Below are 20,881 nucleotides of genomic sequence, written 5' to 3'. Positions count from 1 at the left end.
CATTACCCAGCCGAGGGACGATGCAGCTTGGGATATCCCGGATTCTGCCGGTTTCCCAACACGTCCGGAACGACACAATCCGGAATGAAACCCACCGCGGTTTACGGATTATTAAGCGAGACAACAAGCGTCTGCTGCGAGCCAGAGGTTGAGCTCTGATCTTTCTGAATGACTAAGGCCTCGGTCTATTTTAGCCAACCACTCTGTGGCTAATTCAATAGCGTTCGAATGAGTGGATATTCTATACACGTTACTCACGATACATGACCTCCCGATCTGCGCTTCTGGCTTTTGCCTTCTTCGCGATCATCCCGTCCCTGCAGCATGTGCAAGACGCAGTGCTTCATTCCCTTCGCGATATGTTTTTCCACTGTACTTTCACTTAACTCCAATTTTTCTGCGATTTCGCGCTGTGAAAAACCGTATACCTTTTTTAGTACAAATACGCGTCGACACTGCTGAGGTAACTGTCTTACTACCTCACAGAAAAGTGCAAACTCCTCGTCTGAAGCGACCTTGTCGTAGGAGGGATCTTCAGACGATTCCTGAGATGCAAGTGTTTCAATCCATCCTTCTTCAGTAGAAGTGGACAAGCGGGTTTCGGCTCGCTTGATGTAGTCGATTGCTAGATTTCGAGCTGTGCTAAGCATTAAAGCCCGATGATTTGATATCTGATTTTTTCTTTGGAATTTGCAAACCCTAACGTATGTTTCCTGAACGATGTCCTCTATTTCGTGAGGAGGTACCATTCGTGAAACTACTCGCGCAATTATCGACTTGCACGAAGCGAAAATTTCGTTGATCTGATTGTCGATAGTCATAGGGCCATCCTGATGCCACTACCTCTTAAGTTATAAAGGACGATCGACCGCAAGTTTTCCGCTAGTCGTGCTGATACTTCTCTAGTCGTCCGGTCGATCGCAAGAATTGAGGCGTCTTCAGCATGAAACTATTTCGGAGGAACTGCCGTCCTTGCAAACCTTCCGCGGCATAACTATGCATACTGGAAAAAGCTTTTTATGTTTGGCAGAGTGGAAATTCTTCGAGATTTTGTGCGGTAAGAGTGGTTCTTTAATTCAAGACAAGAATGTCTGCATTGAGGACACAGTGATAGAAGGAAGTAAGCTTTTGAAGGAAATACCATGCCTGTTGTTACATTGAACGGATACATAGAAATCCCTGATGAGGATTTAGATGCTGTGTTGGCTGCTCTTCAGAAACATATTGACGCCACCAAAGCAGAAGACGGGTGTATCGATTTTGAAGTACTTCAGGATAAGGCGAGACCTAACCGGTTCAATGTTTCTGAGGTGTTTAAAGATATTGAGTCATTTGAATATCATCAAGAACGAACAGCAAGCTCTCCATGGGCAGTACTAACAGCCAACGCGGTAAGGCACTACGAAGTTACCGATGGATAGCTTCATCTCGCATGGGTATATCGGTGAAAGGACGTACCGCTGGTGTCTACAGAGCGTCCGCCTTGAGGACTTTCACGACTGTGTTCAATTTGCATAGTATGAATATTGTCCTAAAGCTGTTGATAGGGAGCCAACTGCTGAACGGAACGCGCAGGGGCCGGGGGATTGACTGCCGCCAGGAAATCGTAGAGTCGGACTAGATCGGACTGCGCTTTACTCGTCCATTTCAGTGCTATCACTTGTGCGTAGGTACTGGATTCGGTGTCGCATTGCCCAAACTCTCTGCCCAGGATTGGATTGCCTGATGGTCGATCAGACGTCCAGCATCGACATCCTCCAGTGCCTCCCGAGTCAGCCGACTGCGCTCCTCTTCCCGATCGAGCCAGTCAGTCAGAGCCTGCTTGAAGATCCAGCTCTTGGAGCGTTCTAACCGATCGGCGATTTCATCCACACGATATGCTAGTTCAATGGAGACATGAGCAGTGACGGCGCGAGTCTTAGGCGTAGCGGTCATGGCGATCTCCTCTCAGTTCTGACCATAGTTTACTTAGCCACTATGAAGCATTTTTATTCATTTTGAATAGCTACGATTAATCACTGATAAAGAATACACAGAGGCGACCCTGCGTATCCCCCTAGGTCTTGGCCCGGCGTGAACTGCCATGGAGGCACTGATCGCTATCGCATTGGGGCCAGTAAGATTGAGCAAGGCCAGATTTGCTTTTAGTAGGAAGCCGGTGATTTGGCATGGGGGGTAATCAGCAGTGAGGCTGTTATCCCAGCGCTCGGTGACCACTACCACCAATTAATTGGCCAAAAAGGCCAGAGTTGCATGATGGTTAAGCAATGCATCAATGTATAATGACCCCTTTTGGGCTGCTGCTGAAGTAACGCATTGATTATTAATGAATTATTCAGTCTGGATGATATTGGGTGGTTTTGATCACATGGAGTGCGAATTCGCCTGTATTTCTTCTCTGGATAGACGAAAAAATCTTTTTAAATCAGTAGCATATAAGATCAAAATGAATAGAAGCCCACACCGTAGTGACAACCGCTACCCCACTCGCTGTAACAGGAGACAAGGCTTGGCCTACGAACTGACCGGAAAAATCAAACTCATCCAGGAGCCGCAAACATTCAACAGCGGCTTCACCAAGCGCGAAATGGTGGTGACCGTGGACGACGGTCGCTATCCCCAGGACATCAACCTGGAATTCGTGCAGGACAAGATTGCCCTGCTCGATGGCCTGCAGAGCGGCCAGGAAGTGACGGTGAGTTTTGATATCCGCGGGCGTGAATACAATGGCCGCTACTTCAACAACCTGCAGGGCTGGAAGGTGGTTGCGGCCGCAGCCGCGCCCGAGGCTGCAGCTGCCGGGGCGCCTGCCGGCGAAGAGCCCCCGCCCTACGGCGACGACGACATTCCCTTCTGACCCTCGCTGGGGTACCCGCCGGGATGACGGAACTGCCGCTGTTGCTCGCCGGCCCGCTGCTGCGCCGTGTAGAACGCGGTCGTTTTGTCGCCTGGCTGGCGACCAGCCAGCCCTGTGACCTGAAGCTCACCCTCTGCGCGCAGGAAGAAAGGGCAGAGCAGCAGTATTTGCTGCAGTCCCGGGACGACGGCCTGACCCACATGCAGGCGGGCCAGCGCCTGCATTTGCTGCTGGTGGATGTGGCGCTGGCCACGGAGCTGCCCTGTGATACCTGGGTGAGCTACCAGATGGCCCTGCGTCCCCGGGATGAGGCCACCGCTGATTGGCAGACCCTGGCCGAGCTGGCGCCCGATCTGTGCTACAGCGGGCGCGCCACGCCCGGCTTTCGCCTGTGCAGCCAGGTGCGCTCGGTGTTGCACGGCTCCTGCCGCAAACCCCATCACGGGGCTGGGGACGGACTGGTCACGGCGGATAAGCTGCTGGCTGCGCACTTCAATGGCGCCGCCGCGCCCGATGACCATGACACCTGGCCTGCCGCACTGGTGATGACGGGCGACCAGATCTACGCCGACGATGTTGCCGGCCCGCTGCTGCGACGCATCCACCACCTGATACCCCTGCTGGGCCTGCCGGATGAGCCTTTGGCCGGCGTGGGAGACGAGGTCAGGGCGGCCAGCGCGTCGGCCCTGTACCAGCACCCGGACTGCTACTACCACCGCGACCGCCTGCTGCCGCGCACCCCGCGCAATCGCGGGTTGATGAATGTGCTGTTTCGCGGTGCGGAAAAGCCGGTGTTCACCACGGCCAATGCCCGCAACCACCTCATCACCCTGTCCGAAATGCTGGTGATGTATGTACTGGTGTGGTCCCCGGCGCTGTGGCGTTACGGTACAGGTGGAATGCCACCGGGCCTGAGCCAGGAAGATCAGGACCTGTACCGGCAGCAGCAAGCGGCCGTCGATCGGTTTGCCGATGGCCTGCCGGCGGTGCAGCGCCTGCTGGCCCACCTGCCGGTGGCGATGATCTTTGACGATCATGACATTACCGATGACTGGAACCTGACCCGTGGCTGGGAGGAAAGCGCCTACGGGCATCCCTTCTCCCACCGAGTGATCGGCAACGCCCTGCTGGCCTACCTGTTGTGCCAGGGTTGGGGTAACGCGCCGGATGCCTTCCCCGCCGAGTTGCTGCAGCGGGTTGCCAATACCCTCAAGCTGCCGGGGGGCGAGGAACACGACAAACTGCTCACCGACTTGCTGCGTTTTGATTGTTGGCATTACACCTGGAATTTAAACCCACCATTGGTGGTGGCCGACTGCCGCACCCACCGCTGGCGCTCGGAATCCTCCGCCGATAAGCCATCGGGCCTGATGGACTGGGAGGCCCTCACCGATCTGCAGCACGACCTGAAGGGGCTGCCGGCGGTGCTGCTGGTTTCCTCGGCGCCGATTTTTGGCGTCAAGCTGATTGAGGTGATCCAGCGCATGTTTACCTTTATCGGCCTGCCGCTGATGGTGGATGCGGAAAACTGGATGTCCCACAAGGGCGCCGCCGCGGCCATTCTCAATATCTTTCGCCATTCGCGCACGCCCGGGCACTTTGTCATTCTGTCTGGCGATGTGCACTACTCCTTTGTCTACGACGTGGAACTGCGCGGGCGCCTGCGGGGGCCGGACATTTACCAAATCTGCAGCAGTGGGCTTTCCAACAGCTTCCCCGAGCGCCTGCTGGCAACCCTTGATCACCTGAACCGCTGGCTGTACTCGCCGCGCTCGCCGTTGAACTGGCTGACCCGCCGGCGCCGCATGCGGGTGATTCCGCGCAAGCCGGAGGGCACCGCCCACGGCCGCCGCCTGCTGAACGGCGCTGGCATTGGCCTGGTGGAACTGGACGAAGACGGCGTGCCGACCCGCATTTGCCAGCATCTGGCCGATGGCAGCGCGGTGGACTTCACCCGGCGTGAACAGGAGTCGCGCTGGCGCTAGCGGGTTGGCCTGAAGCCGCCAGAGGGAAAGCCGCAAGGCTGAAAACTCTGAGACTGAAAGCAATAAGACCTTCAGCTGCCAGACCTGCAAGCTGTCAGACCAACTGTGGCGATGCCTGCGGGCCTTCTTTACACTGCCGGTGCACCCTGATCAGGAGATCGCCCTTGCTTGCCTTTCTGCCCCGCGCCGCCCCAGCCATTGCGCTAGCCGCCCTCCTTGCCCAACCCGCCACCGCCAGTGACTACTTCAAGCCCCAGCGCCAGCTGATCCGCCACGGGGTAGAGGCGGTGCTGGCCTGCAATGGTCTGTTCACCTCGAAGCGCACGCTGGCGCAGGTGAAGCGCCAGGAGCTGGCCTACCTGGTGCGCTTTGACGGCGACACTGCGCCGGGCGAGTTGCAGGTGCATGCCAAGGCGCAGGCGGTGACCGTGGCGAACCCGGAAGGCGGGCAAGCGGTGAGCGCCGCCTTCCGGCCCGGCATCGGCTGTGTGGTGATGGCGCCCGAGCAACGCCTTGCGGATATCGATACCCTGCCCCAGCTGCTTATGCCACCACCGGCGGGCGACCCGGCCACCCTGCCCTGGCCGATGGGTGACAAGGTGCTTGATGCGCCGCTGCCTGCCGAGATCAGTGATGCTGCGCTGCAGGCGGCCTCCGACTGGGCCTTTGAGCGCGACACGCCGGAGCAGGACACTATCAGCCTGCTGATCCTGTACCGTGGCCAGATTGTGCACGAGCGTTATGCCGACGGTTTCGACCGGCACACGCGCACCCGCACCTGGTCCACCGCCAAGAGTATCGCCGCCACCTTGATCGGTCAGCTGGTGGATGCTGGCAAACTGAGCCTGGATGAACCCCTGGCGCTGCCCTGGGCGCCGGCGCTGGAAGGCGGCACCGATCCGCGCACGCAGATTACCCTGCGTCACCTGCTGCACATGTCCAGCGGCCTGTACCCGGTGGACAGCTTTGGCCTGGAATACGCCACTGGCTCCGGGCTCGCCTACTGGGCCGGCGCCAGCTCTGTGGCTGGCGCGCTGAATCGCGGCCTGGTACGTGCGCCGGGCAGCTTTTGGGACTACGAGAACTACGACACCCTGCTCGCCGTGCTGGCCATGAAGCAGGTGCTGGGCGAGGCGGCCTACCGCGAATACCCCCGCCGCGCCCTGCTCGACAAACTGGGCATGCGCAACACCCTGCTCAGCACCGATCGTTTTGGCGATTTCATTCTCAGCAGCCAGGTGTACACCAACGCCCGCGACCTGGCCCGCTTTGGCCAGCTCTACCTGCAACAGGGCCAGTGGCAGGGCGAACAGCTGCTGTCGAAAGACTGGATCGACTTTGTGCGTCGCCCGGCGCCGGCCACCGCCGACAGCGGCAACTTTTATGGCGGGCAGTGGTGGCTGGTGCCGGATGAGCGCAAGGGTGAGGTGCCCCCGGATGCCTACAGCACCGCCGGCAACCGCGGCCAGTTCGTGATTGTGGTGCCCTCTCACGAGCTGGTGATTGTGCGCCGCGGTCTGGACTATGGCGCCCAGGGTTTTGATCGCTGGGCGCTGGCGCGGGAAGTGATCAAGGCCGTGCGCCGCTGAAGCACAACTGACACTGGCCAGGGGTGGTCGGAGTCCCTATATTGGGGCCTTTGTGCCATTTGGCACCATCACCGATAACAAGAAGCAGCAGGGGCGTGAAGCAGCAAGGACTCTGGGATGCCGAGGGTAGCGGCATTGCACACCGCAGCGGTGCCAAGGCCGGCTACGTGCTGGACAACATGGAAGGCGCCGTGGATCGGGCTGCCTTTCTTGCCAAGACCCACATGCCCATTGCCATCATCGGCGCGCGGGGCACCGGCAAAATGTACGTGGCGCGGGTGGTGCACCAGGAATCCGGTGGCCTGCCCGGCCACTTTGCCGCCATCGACTGCCGCGAGTTTCGCAACTGCGAGAGCGCCAATCACGCCATCACCGCCGCCCTGTCGGCCAGCGCCGACAAAACCCTGGTGTTCAAGTATCCCCACTTGATGTGCGCCGACGCCCAGCAGCGCCTGGCGCGCCAGTTGCGCAGCCGCACCCTGGTGCAGGATGGCCAGCCACCCCGGCCGCTGTCGGGCGCGCGCTTTGTCGCCCTGTTGCCCGATTCCATCGAGCGCCTGGTGCGCACCCGCCAGCTGCAGGAAGGCCTGGCCAGTGTATTTGCCGGCTATCCCATCTACGTGCCGCCCATTCGCGACCGCCAGCGGGCGGTGCTGCGCTGGGCCGACAAAATCCTGCTGCAGGAGTGTGAAGACCGGGAGCTGTGCCCCCACCGTTTCACCGCGGATGCCGAGCGCGCCATGCTCGCCCATACCTGGGAGGGCAACATCAGTGAAATGCGCCAGCGTATCGGCCGCGCACTGGCCCGGGCCGAGGGTGGCAGGGTGAGCCCGGCTGATCTCGATTTGCTGGGGGCCCCGCAGCCCGGTGAGCGGCCGCTGCGGGAGCCAATTGTCGACGGCTTTGGCGGCGAGCTTTCCAGCCTTGGCCGCTACCGGCCGAGCGCGGCGGAAGCGCTGGAACAGGCGCTGGCGGAGGCTGTGCACCACGCGCTCTCCAGTGCGGCGCCGCCCCCCGTGGGGCAGTGGCTGGAAGATGAAATTGTGCTGGCGGTGCTGGCGGAGTGCGGTGGGCAGTTTGCTCACTGTGCGCGCCGGCTGCACACCACCTCGCGCAACATCCAGCGCTGGCAGCCGCGCATTGCCGAACGCGCCGTGGCGCGTCGGGATGCCATGCTGTGGAAAAACATGGACGCCGCAGTGCGCCAGTGGCTGGCGGAGGGCGGCGACGGCACCGCCAGCCCGATTGGCTGCGCGCGGGCACTGGTGCAGAAACAGCTGGAAAACCAGGGCAGCGGCGTTGCCGTCAAGTTGCGTGCCGCTGCCGCCGGCGTTTCCGTTCCCACCTACAACAAACGCTTGAAGCAGGCGCGCGAGGCGGCCACTCACCATGACTGACAGCACCGACAGCGCACCAGCACCAGCACCAGCAGCGGCCAGCGCCCAGCGCCGCCCGCCGGCGGAGTACGCCGCCCAGTACCGCGCCCTGGCCGGGCAGCAGGCGCCCACGGCGCTGGGGTTTTCTGCCCGGCTCAACATGCTGTGGGATCTCAGCGGTGCGGTGCCGCCGCTGGCGGAGGGACGGGTGATCAGCCTGCTGGCCATCAACCCCCAGTGGCGCGAGGCCGAGGTGCGCAGCTGGCTGCAGAAAGATGTGCTGCCACCGCGGGAGGAACTCACCACCATGGTGCGCTTTCTGATGTCGCTGCTGGGCGAGCATCAGGACCCGCGGCACTGGGAGGCGTTTCTGGTCTACGGCCCGGGGGTGGTCTCCTCGCCGGTGGATCACCTCCTTTACCGCGAAGACCACGGCCGGCGCGAAATTGCCACGCTGATCTTTGCCCAGGTCACCGATCGCTATCGCATCCCCCCGTCAGCCTACGACGCCGAAGAGGCCTTCCAGCGCTGCCTGACCCTCATGTACCGGCTGAACATCTACGAGCTGGGCGACTTCCAGAGCGGCCACCTGGAACCCTTCCGCAACTTTATGTTTCCCCATGCTGAATGACGCCCGCCGCTGGCGCGCGCAGCAAGCGTCTGAGCCGGTGACTGATGTGCAGGCGGTGTGGCTATTGGCCGGCTCTGCCGGCGCCACGGGTGCGGTGCTGCGCTTTCTTGGCGCCTTTCGCCGCCGCCCGCCGGTGGCCTTTCTGTACGCCCAGCATTACGACCCGGCACGGCAGGAGCAGCTGCGCCAACTGGCCAGCCCCAGCTCCCTGTTTGCGCTGCGCCTGATTGAAGAGCGCCACCCCCTGCGCGCCGGCGAGGTGTTGATCGTACCGCCGCGCTGGCGCATCGGTATTGATGCCGAAGCGGTGTGGGCCGAGCGCGAGGCCGGCTGGGAGGCGGCGGGCCACACCCCGGACATCGACGAGCTGGAAGTGCTGCTGGCGGCGGCGCGCCTGCCGGCGCGGGGATTGATTCTGTTCTCGGGCATGGGCAACGACGGCGCCGGCGGTCTGGATGTGCTGGACACCACCGGCTGCCGGCTGTGGGTGCAGCAGCCGGCGTCGGCGGTGTGCAGGGGCATGCCCGAGGCCGCCCTTGCCAGCGGCCTGGTGCACCGCAGTGCCACGCCGGAGCTGCTGGCGGCGGCGCTGGAGCAGCTTTACGAGTGAGTGGCAAAAAGCCTTTGTGCAACAGCCAACCCCCTGTTTTGTGACCTGCGTCACGTTTCTTCGCTAACTGGAGAAAACTCCAGTTTTTCCTTGCTGGCCCGCAACGCAATTTAAATACTGTCCTCGCCGGTTGCCCTGGATGCGGCCACGAATCAAGAAGCTGCGAGGTTATAAATGACGGACCAGACAGAAGAACTCGACATCAGCGGGGTCAAGGTCGCCATCGTGGACGACGCCAAGACCATTCGCATGATGATGTCGCACACCCTGAAAAACATGGGCTGTGAAGTGGAGTGCGCCGAAGACGGCTACAAGGCCCTGGGCATGCTGCGCCGCTTCAAGCCGGACATCATCTTCCTCGACATCACCATGCCGGAACTGGACGGGTACCAGACCTGCACCCTGATCCGCAACGCCGAGGACACCCGCAATACACCGGTGATCATGCTGTCATCCTCCGATGGCATCTTCGACATCGCCAAGGGCGCGGCCCGCGGTGCCACCGCCCACGTCACCAAAATTCCCCCGGATTCGGTACTGCGCCAGCTGATTGCCGACCACACCGCGGCGCGCAAGGCAGCCTGAAGTGAGCACCGGCGCCCTGGCGGTTTTTCGCGAACTTGAGCGTCACTACGCCCGGTCGGCGGCCCCGAGCCCGGCCCGCGACAAGCCGGTTATGTTCTGGGTGGGCACGCACGTGAGCATTGCCGGTGTGCCCCTGCTGGTGGGCGCCGGCGAGCTGGATGAAATTATCGAGACACCGGCGGTTACCCGCATACCCGGCACCAAGCCCTGGGTGATGGGCCTGGCGGCCCACAAGGGCGGCCTGCTGCCGGTGTTTTCTGGGGACGTGCTGTTCCGGCGCCAGCCCTACAGTGGCCGGCCGCGGGAATACTGCATGGTGGTGCGCAAGCACGGCCTGCACTTTGCCCTGACCCTGAGCGGCGTGCACCGCGATCTCAAGTTTCCCATCGAGCAGCGCGACATGACCCGCGACATCGACGTGGATTTTGCCGAGATGTGTCTCGGCGGTTTCAGCTACAACGAACAGTTTCTGGCGGTATTGGACATCGACAAACTGGTCACCGACAGCGATCTCGGCAGCGCTTCGGCGACAACAGGGGAAAGCAACGAGGATAAAAACCCATGACCGAAGCGAAGAAAAGTGCAGCCTCCTCTTTTTGGGTAGGCGTTATCGCACTGGCGATTCTGGCCTGTCTCGGCGGCGTGATATACACGTTCGTCATGATCCAGCAGGACGCCGGCCAGGAGGGCGAGCACCGCAGCATGGCCAACGACCTGCGCCTGCAGGCCCAGCAGGTTGTGGCGCGCGCCCGGGAAACCGAACAGGGCGCCCAGCAGACCTTTGACTTGCTCAATGCCCAGGTGGAACAGTTCAACGCTTCCCTCGCCAGCTTCCAGGGAGCGGGTCTGGATGCCGAGATCAACGCCATTAGCAGCCAGTGGCAACCCATCGAAACGGCATCGCGCACCCTGGTGGATGCCGGCCCGCGCATTGTGTTCATCCACGGCGTATCGGCGGAACTGGAAAACAACATTCGCCCCATCCAGAGCGAGTTTGCCGCGGTGGTGGACATCCTGCTGGATGAGTCGGTGTCCAGCGACACGGTAACCGCCGCCCAGAAAACCCTGTGGCTGACCGAGCGTATCGCCCGCAACATCGACAAAATCCTCGCTGGCGGCGCCGAAAACCAACGCGCCGCGGATGAGTTTCGCACCGACGCGGCGGACTTCAACCGCACCGTGGACGCCCTGCGCAATGGCAACATGGTGATGGGGGTGCAGCGCCTAACAGACCCCGACGCCATCGACGCCATCAGCGAGGCGAACAAACTGTTCGCCGTGGTTTCCAGCTCCATTGAGCAGATTGCTGAAGCGGCCCCGGAAATGCGCAACGCCGCCGCGGCACGCCAGTCGGTGGCGGTGTCCAACGCCGCCCTGTCGGATGCCATCTCGGCGCTGATTCCCGCCATCGACCGCATGACCAATGCACGCATCAACGACCGCAGCACCCTGATGGTGCTGTTCGGCGCGCCGGCGCTGTTGTCGGTGGCCCTGCTGATCCTGATGTTCCGCAACCAACGCCGCCGGGTGGTGTACACCGAGCAAGGCGTGGCCGAAATCAACTCGGCCCTGGTGAAAATTTCCGAGGGTGACCTCACCGTGCACGCGCCGGAGGAAAACAGCGTCACCCAGGAAATCGCCCGGGAAATCAACGCCTCCACGGGCCGTCAGCGGGAACTGATCCGCAACATCCGCACCCCCTTCGAGATTGCGGTGGACGAGATCAACAAGATCGGCAAAACCGCCCAGGGGCAGGTGGACAAGGGCAAGGAACTGACCCGCTCGGTGGTGGAATCCACCACCGCCGCCACCGAAATGGTGCGCACCAGCGAGCAGATCAAGGCCTCCACCGTGAAGGCCGCCCAGACCTCCGAGCGCAACCGCCTGCAGGTGGCCAGAGGCTACGAGCTGACCAAGGATATGTCCAAGGCCTCCGCCGACGTGCGCGAGGCGGTGCAGGAAACCTCCAAGTCTGCCAAACGCCAGGGCGAGTTGATTCAATCGGTGACCACCGCCGCGGAGTACATCCAGGCCCTGAACACCAAGATTTCTGTTGTGGCGATCAACACCCGCATCGAGGCCGAGAAAGCCGGCGAACACGGCCGGCCCTTCCTGGGGATTGCCGAGGCCATCGGCGATTTGCTGCGCGAGGCAGAGGAAGAAGGCCGCAAGGTGATCTCGGAAGTGCGCATGCTGCAGAACCTGTCGGCGGAAAACCTCTCGTCCATGGAAAACACCGTGGGCACCGTTGTCACTATTTTGGAATACATCGACCGGCTGGACGCCTCGCTGGAAGAGATCAGCGAGGGCTCCAACGAAATTACCGCCATCATTAACTCGGTGGACGACGCCGCCGGCCAGTCCGCCGACAGCGCCCAGCACATGAACAGCTCCATGGCGGAGATTCGCGAGCGCAACCTGGACATCTCCGAATACAGCGAAAGCACCCAGGTGGGCGTGAGCGCACTGCAGCAGTCCATGCGCGCCGTGGCCGAGAGCCTGAGCCAGTTCCGCATCGAGCGCGATGCCGCCGCCGGCGACGCCGGGCTTGCCGAGCTGGATGACATGGAGCACATCACCGAGGCGCGCCGCATTTACGACGAGGACGAAATGAGCGCGCTGGAGCGGGCTGAATCCAGCGAGGAGAAAGTCTCCGTATGACCCTCGCCGCCCGCCAGCTTCCCCATTTGAACGGGCGCCAGTTCCAGCTGCTGATGCAGCAGCTGCAGCGCCACGCGGGGATTCGCATCGAAAGCCCCCAGGGGGTGATCGAGGGCTGCGTGGGTGAGCGCCTGCGGGCGCTGGGGCTGGCCAGCTACGACGACTACCTGGCCCTGTTCGACGACAGCATCTGCGCCCGCGCCGAATGGCTGGCGCTGGTGGATTTGCTCACCGTGAAGGAAACACGCTTCTTTCGCCAGGGCGCTGCGCTGGATGCGGTGGCGGACTACATCGACCAGTGGCTGCAGCGGGAGGATACCGGTAACGGCTTCTCTTTCTGGAGCGCTGGGTGCAGCGCGGGGCAAGAGCTTTACTCCATTGCCATGGTGGTTGAGCAGCGCCTCAAGGGGCGCGAGCCCTGGCTGGAATGGCACGGCATTGGCACCGATATCAGCTTCGGCGCCATTACCCAGGCGCAGCTGGGGCAGTATCGCGAGAGCGCCATCGCCCACCTGCCGGCGCCCTTTCGCCGCGACTGCCTGCGGCGCATCGATAGCCAGACCTGGGCGATAGACGATGAAATTCGCGCGCGCTGCCACTTCTTTCACAGCAACCTGCTGCATGTGAACGACGCGCCCTTTGCCGATTTCAACCTGGTGTTCTGCCAGAACGTACTGATTTATTTCGAACGCGACACGCAGCTGTGGATCATCAACCAGCTGTGCGACCGCCTGCGCAACGGGGGTTTGCTGGTGCTTGGCGCCGGCGAGGACATGGGCTGGAAACATCCGCGCATGCAGCGGGCCGCCTGGCCGGGCGTGACCGCCTATAAAAAACGGGAGGTATAAGTGGTGACTAGCAAGACCGACATCGTGTCCCTCAAGTGGGTCATCGGCCTGATGAACAAACAGGCGGAAAACGCCGAGCAGGCGCTGGTGGAATACAGCAAGGACCCGAGCCAGAAAAAACCGCTGCTGCAATGCATGTGGGCGGTGCACCAGATCACCTCCACCCTGCGCGCCCTGGGCATTAAGAAGGGTGAGATGCTGTCCATTGAGATGGAGCGTAGCCTCAACTTCCTCTACAAAGACAGAGTGCAGGGCGAGCGCCGCAAACTGACCATGGGCGGTTTGATGCAGGCGCTGAAGATCCTGCCCGCCTACCTGGCCCACGTGCAGACCAGCCGCGTGGATACCGGCCAGGGTCTGGAACAGTACGTGAACGACCTGCGCCGCTGGGTGGGCGAGCGCCCCCGCCCCCAGGCCTTCTTCTTTCACATGGAGATCCCCGAGGGCGCTGGCATCAGCGCCGGCGCCAGAGCGGCCCCCGACGAGGAAATCCGCAGCCGCGCCAACGTGATGCTGGCCCTCTACCTGGAAATGGCCAAGTCGGCCCTGCGCAAGCGCAATGTGGGCGATAGCATGAAAACCGTGGCGCGTATCGCGCGCAAAATGCAGACCCTGTTCGCCGGCACCGAGCCGGAGCGGTTCTGGTTCACCCAGGTGGGCCTGTGCGAGGGCATCGCCGGCGGGCTGATTGTGCCGGACGAGTGCATCGCCCAGGTGTTCAAGACCGGCGCCTTCATGATCAAGTACGCGCGGGAGAACGGCAGCGAGATCGACCCCAGTGTCGACTACAACAGCTACCTGCAGCAGATGCTGTACTACATTGCCAGTTGCCGCGCCAAGCCTGTGCACATCGCCAACATCCGCGACGTGTTCGGCATTGACGACAACACCCTGGAAGACAGCCAGCGTGGTCTGATTCACATCGACGCCCTGGTGACCGCACTGAGCGGTGCCCTGGAGCACCTGAACGCGGTAGCAGACTTTATCAACGCCAACGACCTGCACACCATCCGCAACGCCGACGAGGCGGCCGGGGTGGAGGTGCTCGACCATGTTGAGCAGGCCATGTTCCGCCTGTCTGCCGCCGGTCACGAGGCCCACGCCGAATCCCTGCAGTCGGTGTACAACAAATTGCAGAGCGTGTACCGCGGCGACTTCCGCGGTGATGCCCTGAAGCTGGAACAGGCCATCACCGGCATCGTGCGCGGCATTGTGGACGTCAAGCTGGATGTGGAATACAAACTGGAGCACGGCGTGTGCAGCGCCTTCTCCAGCCGCGAATTCGAGCTGCGTGAAAGTGTCGTCAACGCCACCTTCGGCCAGATGGCGCTGGTGGAAAACAACCTGCACGCGGTGTTGCGGGGCAAGGCCCTGGCCCAGGCCTTAAAGCGCAAGCCTTTTGGCATGCAAGACACACTGAAGCTGACCCACGCCCTGCACCGCTACCTGAACAAAACCGACCGTGGCCACGCGGAACTGCGCAAGGCCGTGGCGGATGCCGACAACGGCGAGGCCGATGTCGACCTGCTGTTTGATCTGGCCCAGCAGTTCCAGAGCCAGCTGGATGACGTGCCCGAGCGCAAGGCCATGGCCGTGTCCATCCAGTTGCTGTCGGAGATTTCCGGAGCCCTGACCTTCGCCGGCATGGAGCGCGAAGGCGCGGTGATGGAGCAGTGCCGGCGCTGGCTGGAGGCGGCCAGCAAGGCCGGCTGCGTACACGAGGACGAGGCCTTCCGCTGCTTTGCCGACGCCTTTGCCCAGATCGAGCTGCACCTGCAGCGCACCCTGATCGATCCCCTCGACGACACCGCCCACATGATTGCCTTCGCCGAGCAGCGCGCGGCGGAGCTGGACCAGCACATCGAGGCGCTGTCGGCCGGGGCCGCCGTGGCGGTGGCCGAGGCACCCGCTGCCAGCACCAACGCGGCGCCGGCAGTGCCGGCGGGCAAGTACGTTGAAGACAAGGACATTCCGGCGGAATTTCGCGAGGTGTTCCTGGAGGAATCGGAAGAGATTGTCATCGAGCTCACCCGCCTGATGGCGGTGTGGGAGCTGGACCCGGAAGTGAACCAGCACTTGAAGGACATGCGCCGGCATTTCCACACCTTCAAGGGCAATGGCCGCGCCGTGGGCGCCAACGTGCTGGGTGAACTGGGCTGGGCCGCCCAGGACATGCTGGATAGGGTGCTGGATGGCGACATCGCCCCGGACGACAACCTGCAGGCCCTGCTGCGCGATGTGGTGAACGCCCTGCCGGCGCTGGTGGCCTCCTTCGGAGAAAGCCCAGGCTTTGACGCCGCCACCACCCGGGAGCTGACCAACCGCTGCTTCCGCATGGCCGAAACCGGTGCCGACGACCTGGCCTCCGACATGCCGCAGCTGGATGAGGCTTCGATACCCGCCAGTGCCACCGGCGCCAACCCTGCCTCTGCCCTGCACCCGGCGGGGCACTCCTGAGCAGCGCTCGGGCCGGTACTGACAGGGAGACGCACCGTGTATTCAGATAACAATGGCAAGGACGAGGCGTCCACGCCGGAACAGGACCAGCGCAAAAAAACCCTCAAATGGCTGCTGGAGCAGGACCTCTCCGAACACAGCGACAGCCTATTTAGCCTGGCGGACGATGCCTTCCCGGTGGCCGACCTGTCCGAGAGCGAAGCCGCTGTTGCCGGGCGCCACATGATGGGGGGCAACGGATCCGGCGACGACCTGTCCGCCTTTGTCGGTGAAGAAATCGTACTCTCTGGCGACAGTGGCAGCGACATTTACGCCGACGCCCGCAAGCACCCCAATGGGGCTGATCACCACGGCGGTGGCCCTGGGGTCATGGCCATTGACCATCGCCGTCGTCAGCCATCGGCTGCTGGCGAAACCGGCCACATCAGCGACGGCAGCGATATCCTCGGCCTGCTGGACGACGACGACATTGGCGCCCAACCCCTGTTTTTACAGCGTAATCGCAAAACCGCTCCTGCCGCCCCTCAGGCGGCGCCGGTGCGTGAGCCTGCGGCTAAACTGACCGTTGAAGCCGAGGCCGAACCTGTGCCTGCGCTTGAACCCACGATTGAACCCGCCATTGAACCTGTCGTAGAACCTGCCGTTGTATCCGCCATAGCGCCTTCAGTTGAGTTCGACGCGGCACCAGCGCTTGCGCCTGAACAAGAACCTGACCTGGTGATGCCACCGTCGGTCGATGCGCTTGATGGCGGTGATGCGGCCGATGATGGCGAAGGCGCCTTTGAAGGACAGGGCTGCTGGGATGCGCTCGACCTCTGCGGGCAAGCGCTTGAGAAGGCGCCGGTTGCAGAAGGGCCGGTTGCAGAAGCGCTGGTGGAAGACGCACCCCTTGATACAGCACGGTTTGAAGAACAGGGCGTGGGCGACGCGCTGGATCTGGACGACGACAGCGCTACCAGCACGGATTACAGCGAGTTTCTCGGCGCCTTCGCGGCAGAGCAGGCCAGCAGCTCTGCGCCGGCTGCCGTCCCTGATGTAGCCCCTGATGTAGCCCCTGAAACAGTCCTCGATGCAGCCCTCGATAAAACCCCCGATACAGCCCCGCAGGCCGAGGATGACATCGACTTTCTGGCCGGCGAGCTGGACCTCAGTGACCTGGCGGCCAGCATGCAGGGCTTCACCGATGCCGCCAGCCCCGCCGCCGACGAACTGCCGGCCAGCTTCGACGGCGGCGACTGGGAGGATATCGATCTCAGCGATGTGGCGGCCTTTGCCGTCGCGGACGACGATGCGGCAGGGCCCGAGACGGTAGATCTTGCCGGCAGTGAATGGTCGCTTGATGAGCTGAGCCTTGATGAACCCACTTTTGTTGAGCCCACGCTTGGCGAGAGGGCGCTATTGGGCGCAGCACCCGACGCTGAGGCCGTCGCCGCCATGGCAGCGCCTGAGTCGATAGCGGAGCCGGAACAGGCAGCAGCCGATGAGCCAGCCGAGGATGTTTTTGCCTATGTCAGTCGCTACGCACCGCCCAGCGACGACAGCGAATTTGATCGCTACCTGCTGCAGGGCGGCAGTTTGGCTGACAGCCGCTGGGATATCGACGCCCTGGAAGTGGAGCGTACCGAGGGGGTGGTGTCGGTGGACCCGTCGCTGGATTCCAACCTCGATTACCACCAGGACTTCAGCCTGCCCCAGGACTTTAATCCCGCGACAGTGGCGGCCCTTACCCAGGTACTGGCGCCGGTGATGGAGAGCGTGTCGGCGGCAGTGGCCGCGCGCCTGGCACAGCTGGGCCAGAGCGAGGAGAGCGTGCTGCTGGATGCCATGCTGGCCACCGACCCCCTGTCGCGCCGCCAGAGCGTTGACGAGGGCTACCTGCCGGTGGCCGAGGTGTGCCCCGAGCTGCCCGCCGCCCTGCTGCGCCTGCCGCGGGAAGAACGCGACGCCCTGTGCTTGCGCCTGGCCTGGCGCAGCAGTGGCGACACCTGCAACCAGCTGCTGCAGGCGGACTTTGAGCTGCCTGCGCCAACACCGCAAGACAGCGCGGGGGATGCCTGGCCATCTCCTGCCGCCGAGGCGGGTCATGCTATCGGCCTGGACCTGTCCCTCGGGGGGGCCGGTATGGCTGGCAGCTTCGCCACGGACTCGGAATCAGCCAACGACGGTGACAGTGTCAGTAGCGCCGCCCCCAAGCGGGATGATGAGGTAGTGCAGGCGCTGAACCGACCGGCCCTGTCCCAACTGTCTGCAGCGCAAGACCATGCGGCCGACCCCGTGCAGGACTGGCCCAGTCTCGACGAGCCCCTGGACGAAGCGCTGCCTGAGCCGCTGGATGGGATGTTGGGCGGAGCGCTGGACGGAGCGTTGCAAGAGGCGCTGGATGGGTTGCTGGACGGGCTTCTGGACGAGCCTCTGGATAGTGCGCTGGAAGCGCCCTTGGATGACGCGGGGGTATTCGCCGTTGCGGCAGAGGGCGATGCCGATATCACAGAGGAGAATGTCACGGCCGAGAACCCCGGCACAGCAGAAGACGATGTGACGGCACCGGCGATTTTCTCCGCAGCGGATCTGGATGACTGGGACGATGACAGTGCCCCGGCCAGCGAGAGCGACGTGGAGGCCCTGTTTGACAGCCTCGGCGGCACCGACAATGACCTGGACGCGCTCTATGGCGTGCTCAATGAACTGGCCGCTGAATCCAGCGACGCCGACAATGCGACGCCAGGTAGAGACAATCTTCGTGATGATGCCGACAGCACCAGGGTCGATACCAATAGCGCAGACAGCGAAACTCATGCACCGGCGCCGCTGGCGACAGTGGCCCGCCCGGCAGCGGAGGACAGCGACGGCGATATGGCCTGGTGCATTCCCGCCACCATTCGCTTCAACTACACCAGCCGCAGCGGCACAGAAGTGTTCCGCGACTTTCTGGATGCCTTCCTTGAGGAGGGCGCCACTGAGATTGAAAAGCTCGAAGATGCCATCGGCCAGTGGGAGCAGGACATCCATTCACCGGCCGGCCGCGATACCGTGCCACGTGTACTGCATACCCTGAAGGGCATTGCCAAGGGCGTGGGCCTGCAGCGCTACGGCACCCTCATCCACAATTTTGAAACCCTGCTGGAGGGGCTGGCGCGCCCGGTTCCCGGGGATGAGCCCGCCTACTTCCGCATAGTGAATGCCTGGCTGGATGCGGCGGTGAACGGCTTTGCCCACATCCGGGACACCAAAACGGATGTGCCGAGCGAGCTGCCGCTGGCAGAGGCGGTGGTGCAACCGCAACAGGTGGACGATGCGGCCGCGGCGGTGGACAGCGATAGCGCCGTACACCACCACGCCACGCCACAGCCCGCCCTGGCCCCGGCGCAGGAAAAACAGCAGGACAAACAGTTGGCGGACGAGGGCGCCAAGGTACTGGCGGCCCAGCAGACCATTCGCATGACCTCCCAGGCGCTGGATCATCTGCTGAATCTGAATAACCAGGCCCAGCAGCTGGGGGTGCGCGCCTCCCAGAGCACGGTGCGCGGCAAGCGCGCCGCGGCGGAGCTGGCTGCGCGCCTGTCCTCGGTGCGCTCACACATTACCAAAATCGCCGACCGCGCCCTGCAGAACGTGACCTCTCACGGCGGGCGCATGGACAGCGAGATGGATGCGCTGGAAATGGATCGCTACTCGGAACTGCAGGAAGCGGCGAGCATTCTGCGCGAGGCGATCGAGGATCTGGACGACCTGATTCACGTCTCCAGCCGCCAGGCGGCCTCGGCCGAGGCGATGTTGAAACAGCAGACTGCGGTTGTCTCCACCCTGGGTTCGGCCATCCGCGATGCGCGGGTGGTGCCGGTGTCGCGGCTGATGCCGGGCCTGCGCCGCATTGTGCGCACCGTGGGGGCGGACCTTGGCAAGGCGGTGAACTTCCGGGTGCTGAACGAAGTGGGCAAGCTCGACCGCGACAGCCACGTGTGCTGCCAGATCATTCTGGAGCACATGGTGCGCAACGCGCTGGATCACGGCATCGAATCCCCCGAGCAGCGCCGCGCCGCTGGCAAGGGCGACACCGGCCTGATCAGCATCGACGTGCGCAAGGACGGCTCCGACTACCTGATCCGCCTGGCCGACGATGGCCGCGGCATGGACCCGGAACAGCTGCGCGAAACCGCCATCACCCGCGGCCTGGCGGTCAACGCCAGCGAGCTTAGTGACCGCGAGGCCCTGCGCCTGATCTTCCACAAGGGCTTTTCCACCGCCACCCGCCTGTCGGAAATTTCCGGCCGCGGGGTGGGCATGGACATTGTGCTGAGCGAACTGCAGCAGATCGGTGGCGATATCGATATCGAATCCACGCCGGGCCTTGGCACCACCTTCACCGTGCGCGTGCCCTCCAACGTCAACGTGAACGGCGCCCTGCTGGTGAATGCCGGCGAAGCCGCCTACGCTATTCCGCTGGATGGGCTGGTGGCGGTGGAGCAGGTGCCGGTGGCGACCTTCTACGCGGCGGTTAGTGCCGGCGAAAAGCTGCCCCTGTTCGAGCTGGACTGCGAGCCGGCCTACCTGGCCACCCTGTGCAACGGCGACAAGCTGCCCGAGCCCGGCGCATGGAACGGCAACACGGTGCCGGTGATTGTGGCCGGCAGTGAAGCGCGCTACATGGCCATTGCGGTGGACGATGTACAAGAGGCGCTGGAACTGGTGATTCGTTCCCTGGGGGTGCAATTTGCCCAGGTGCCGGGGGTGGCCGGTGGCGCGACCACCGCCGACGGGCAGGCCATTGTCGCCCTGGATTTGAACGCCCTGGTGCGCAGCATGGCCAGCAGCGTGGTGTCGGCCACCGCCTTCGAGCGCGAGCACAGCGAGCGCCTGCTGGTACTGGTGGTGGATGACTCGCGCACCCAGCGCATGGTGGCCACCAGCCAGTTCGACAATATCGGCGTGGAAACCGTCACCGCGGAAAACGGCATGGTGGCGATCGACCTGCTCAACACCACCCACCGCCTGCCGGATATTGTGCTGCTGGATGTGGAAATGCCGGTGAAAGACGGCATCCAGACCCTGCGCGAAATTCGCAAGTCGGCCCGCTACAAGCACCTGCCGGTGATCATGGTGACCTCGCGCACCGGCCCCAAGCACCGCGCCCTGGCCCAGGAGGCCGGTTGCAATGGCTACATGGGCAAGCCCTTTAACTTTCCGGTGCTGGTGGAGCAGATTGCCCAACTCACCGGCCACCGTTTGCAGCTCAATTGAGGACCGCAATGGCACAGACGCAATCCACGCGCTGTTTGTTCCTG

The 20,881-nt window shown here is 62.9% G+C and carries 15 protein-coding genes; 13 read left to right on the top strand and 2 right to left on the bottom strand.

Translation table 11 applies throughout. The features are described from left to right. Nucleotides 1-254: 254 nt before the first annotated feature. Nucleotides 255-821 (bottom strand): RNA polymerase sigma factor, encoded by a 567-nt coding sequence (locus DDZ17_RS18720; RefSeq protein WP_116368500.1) that lies wholly within the window; start codon nucleotides 819-821, stop codon nucleotides 255-257. A 321-nt stretch (nucleotides 822-1,142) separates the two neighbouring features. Here DDZ17_RS18720 and DDZ17_RS18715 point away from each other — a divergent pair, with 321 nt between their 5' ends. Further along, nucleotides 1,143-1,421 (top strand): putative quinol monooxygenase, encoded by a 279-nt coding sequence (locus DDZ17_RS18715; protein WP_116368499.1) that lies wholly within the window; start codon nucleotides 1,143-1,145, stop codon nucleotides 1,419-1,421. A gap of 235 nt (nucleotides 1,422-1,656) precedes the next feature. Here DDZ17_RS18715 and DDZ17_RS18705 read toward each other — a convergent pair whose 3' ends face one another. Beyond that, the gene (locus DDZ17_RS18705) at nucleotides 1,657-1,935 is read right to left on the bottom strand and encodes a CopG family ribbon-helix-helix protein (protein WP_116368498.1); all 279 of its coding nucleotides are present in this window, start codon (nucleotides 1,933-1,935) and stop codon (nucleotides 1,657-1,659) included. Between the two features lie 574 nt (nucleotides 1,936-2,509). On the opposite strand from DDZ17_RS18705, the gene DDZ17_RS18700 reads away from it, so the two are divergent. The 12 genes from DDZ17_RS18700 to DDZ17_RS18645 all read left to right on the top strand — a co-directional run bounded on the left by DDZ17_RS18700 (nucleotide 2,510) and on the right by DDZ17_RS18645 (nucleotide 20,837). Beyond that, nucleotides 2,510-2,857, top strand: coding sequence for a DUF3127 domain-containing protein (locus DDZ17_RS18700; protein ID WP_116368497.1), 348 nt, complete (start codon nucleotides 2,510-2,512; stop codon nucleotides 2,855-2,857). Nucleotides 2,858-2,880: 23 nt separating this feature from the next. Continuing rightward, on the top strand, nucleotides 2,881-4,842 hold the full coding sequence (locus tag DDZ17_RS18695; RefSeq protein ID WP_116368496.1) for an alkaline phosphatase D family protein: 1,962 nt from the start codon (nucleotides 2,881-2,883) through the stop codon (nucleotides 4,840-4,842). Between the two features lie 164 nt (nucleotides 4,843-5,006). Next, entirely contained in the window at nucleotides 5,007-6,431 is a 1,425-nt protein-coding gene (locus DDZ17_RS18690) for a serine hydrolase domain-containing protein (protein ID WP_241505955.1), read from the top strand. Nucleotides 6,432-6,526: 95 nt separating this feature from the next. Next, nucleotides 6,527-7,828, top strand: a complete 1,302-nt coding sequence (locus tag DDZ17_RS18685; protein ID WP_116368495.1) for a sigma 54-interacting transcriptional regulator — start codon at nucleotides 6,527-6,529, stop codon at nucleotides 7,826-7,828. After that, nucleotides 7,821-8,438: a hypothetical protein gene (locus DDZ17_RS18680; RefSeq protein ID WP_116368494.1), complete on the top strand. Its 618-nt coding sequence runs from the start codon at nucleotides 7,821-7,823 to the stop codon at nucleotides 8,436-8,438. Before DDZ17_RS18685 ends, DDZ17_RS18680 begins: the two co-directional genes overlap by 8 nt. Then, nucleotides 8,428-9,048 carry a chemotaxis protein CheB gene (locus DDZ17_RS18675; RefSeq protein WP_116368493.1) on the top strand — a complete coding sequence of 207 codons (621 nt, stop codon included), beginning with the start codon at nucleotides 8,428-8,430 and terminating at the stop codon, nucleotides 9,046-9,048. The genes DDZ17_RS18680 and DDZ17_RS18675 overlap by 11 nt, the downstream gene beginning before the upstream one ends. Before the next feature lie 174 nt (nucleotides 9,049-9,222). Further along, nucleotides 9,223-9,633 carry a response regulator gene (locus tag DDZ17_RS18670; RefSeq protein ID WP_116368492.1) on the top strand — a complete coding sequence of 137 codons (411 nt, stop codon included), beginning with the start codon at nucleotides 9,223-9,225 and terminating at the stop codon, nucleotides 9,631-9,633. 1 nt (nucleotide 9,634) lies between these two features. After that, on the top strand, nucleotides 9,635-10,198 hold the full coding sequence (locus DDZ17_RS18665) for a chemotaxis protein CheW (protein WP_116368491.1): 564 nt from the start codon (nucleotides 9,635-9,637) through the stop codon (nucleotides 10,196-10,198). Continuing rightward, nucleotides 10,195-12,294 carry a methyl-accepting chemotaxis protein gene (locus DDZ17_RS18660; protein WP_116368490.1) on the top strand — a complete coding sequence of 700 codons (2,100 nt, stop codon included), beginning with the start codon at nucleotides 10,195-10,197 and terminating at the stop codon, nucleotides 12,292-12,294. The genes DDZ17_RS18665 and DDZ17_RS18660 overlap by 4 nt, the downstream gene beginning before the upstream one ends. Then, nucleotides 12,291-13,142, top strand: coding sequence for a CheR family methyltransferase (locus DDZ17_RS18655; RefSeq protein WP_116368489.1), 852 nt, complete (start codon nucleotides 12,291-12,293; stop codon nucleotides 13,140-13,142). Before DDZ17_RS18660 ends, DDZ17_RS18655 begins: the two co-directional genes overlap by 4 nt. Nucleotides 13,143-13,145: 3 nt before the next feature. Next, entirely contained in the window at nucleotides 13,146-15,599 is a 2,454-nt protein-coding gene (locus DDZ17_RS18650; protein ID WP_157976727.1) for a FimL-related protein, read from the top strand. A gap of 36 nt (nucleotides 15,600-15,635) precedes the next feature. Next, nucleotides 15,636-20,837, top strand: a complete 5,202-nt coding sequence (locus DDZ17_RS18645; protein ID WP_116368487.1) for a hybrid sensor histidine kinase/response regulator — start codon at nucleotides 15,636-15,638, stop codon at nucleotides 20,835-20,837. The last annotated feature ends 44 nt before the right edge of the window (nucleotides 20,838-20,881 follow it).

Origin of the sequence: Parahaliea mediterranea (assembly GCF_003402235.1) — a bacterium.
Classification (GTDB): Bacteria; Pseudomonadota; Gammaproteobacteria; order Pseudomonadales; family Halieaceae; genus Parahaliea; species Parahaliea mediterranea.
Note: the sequence above shows the minus strand (reverse complement) of the source record. Positions and strands in the feature narration are given on the sequence as shown.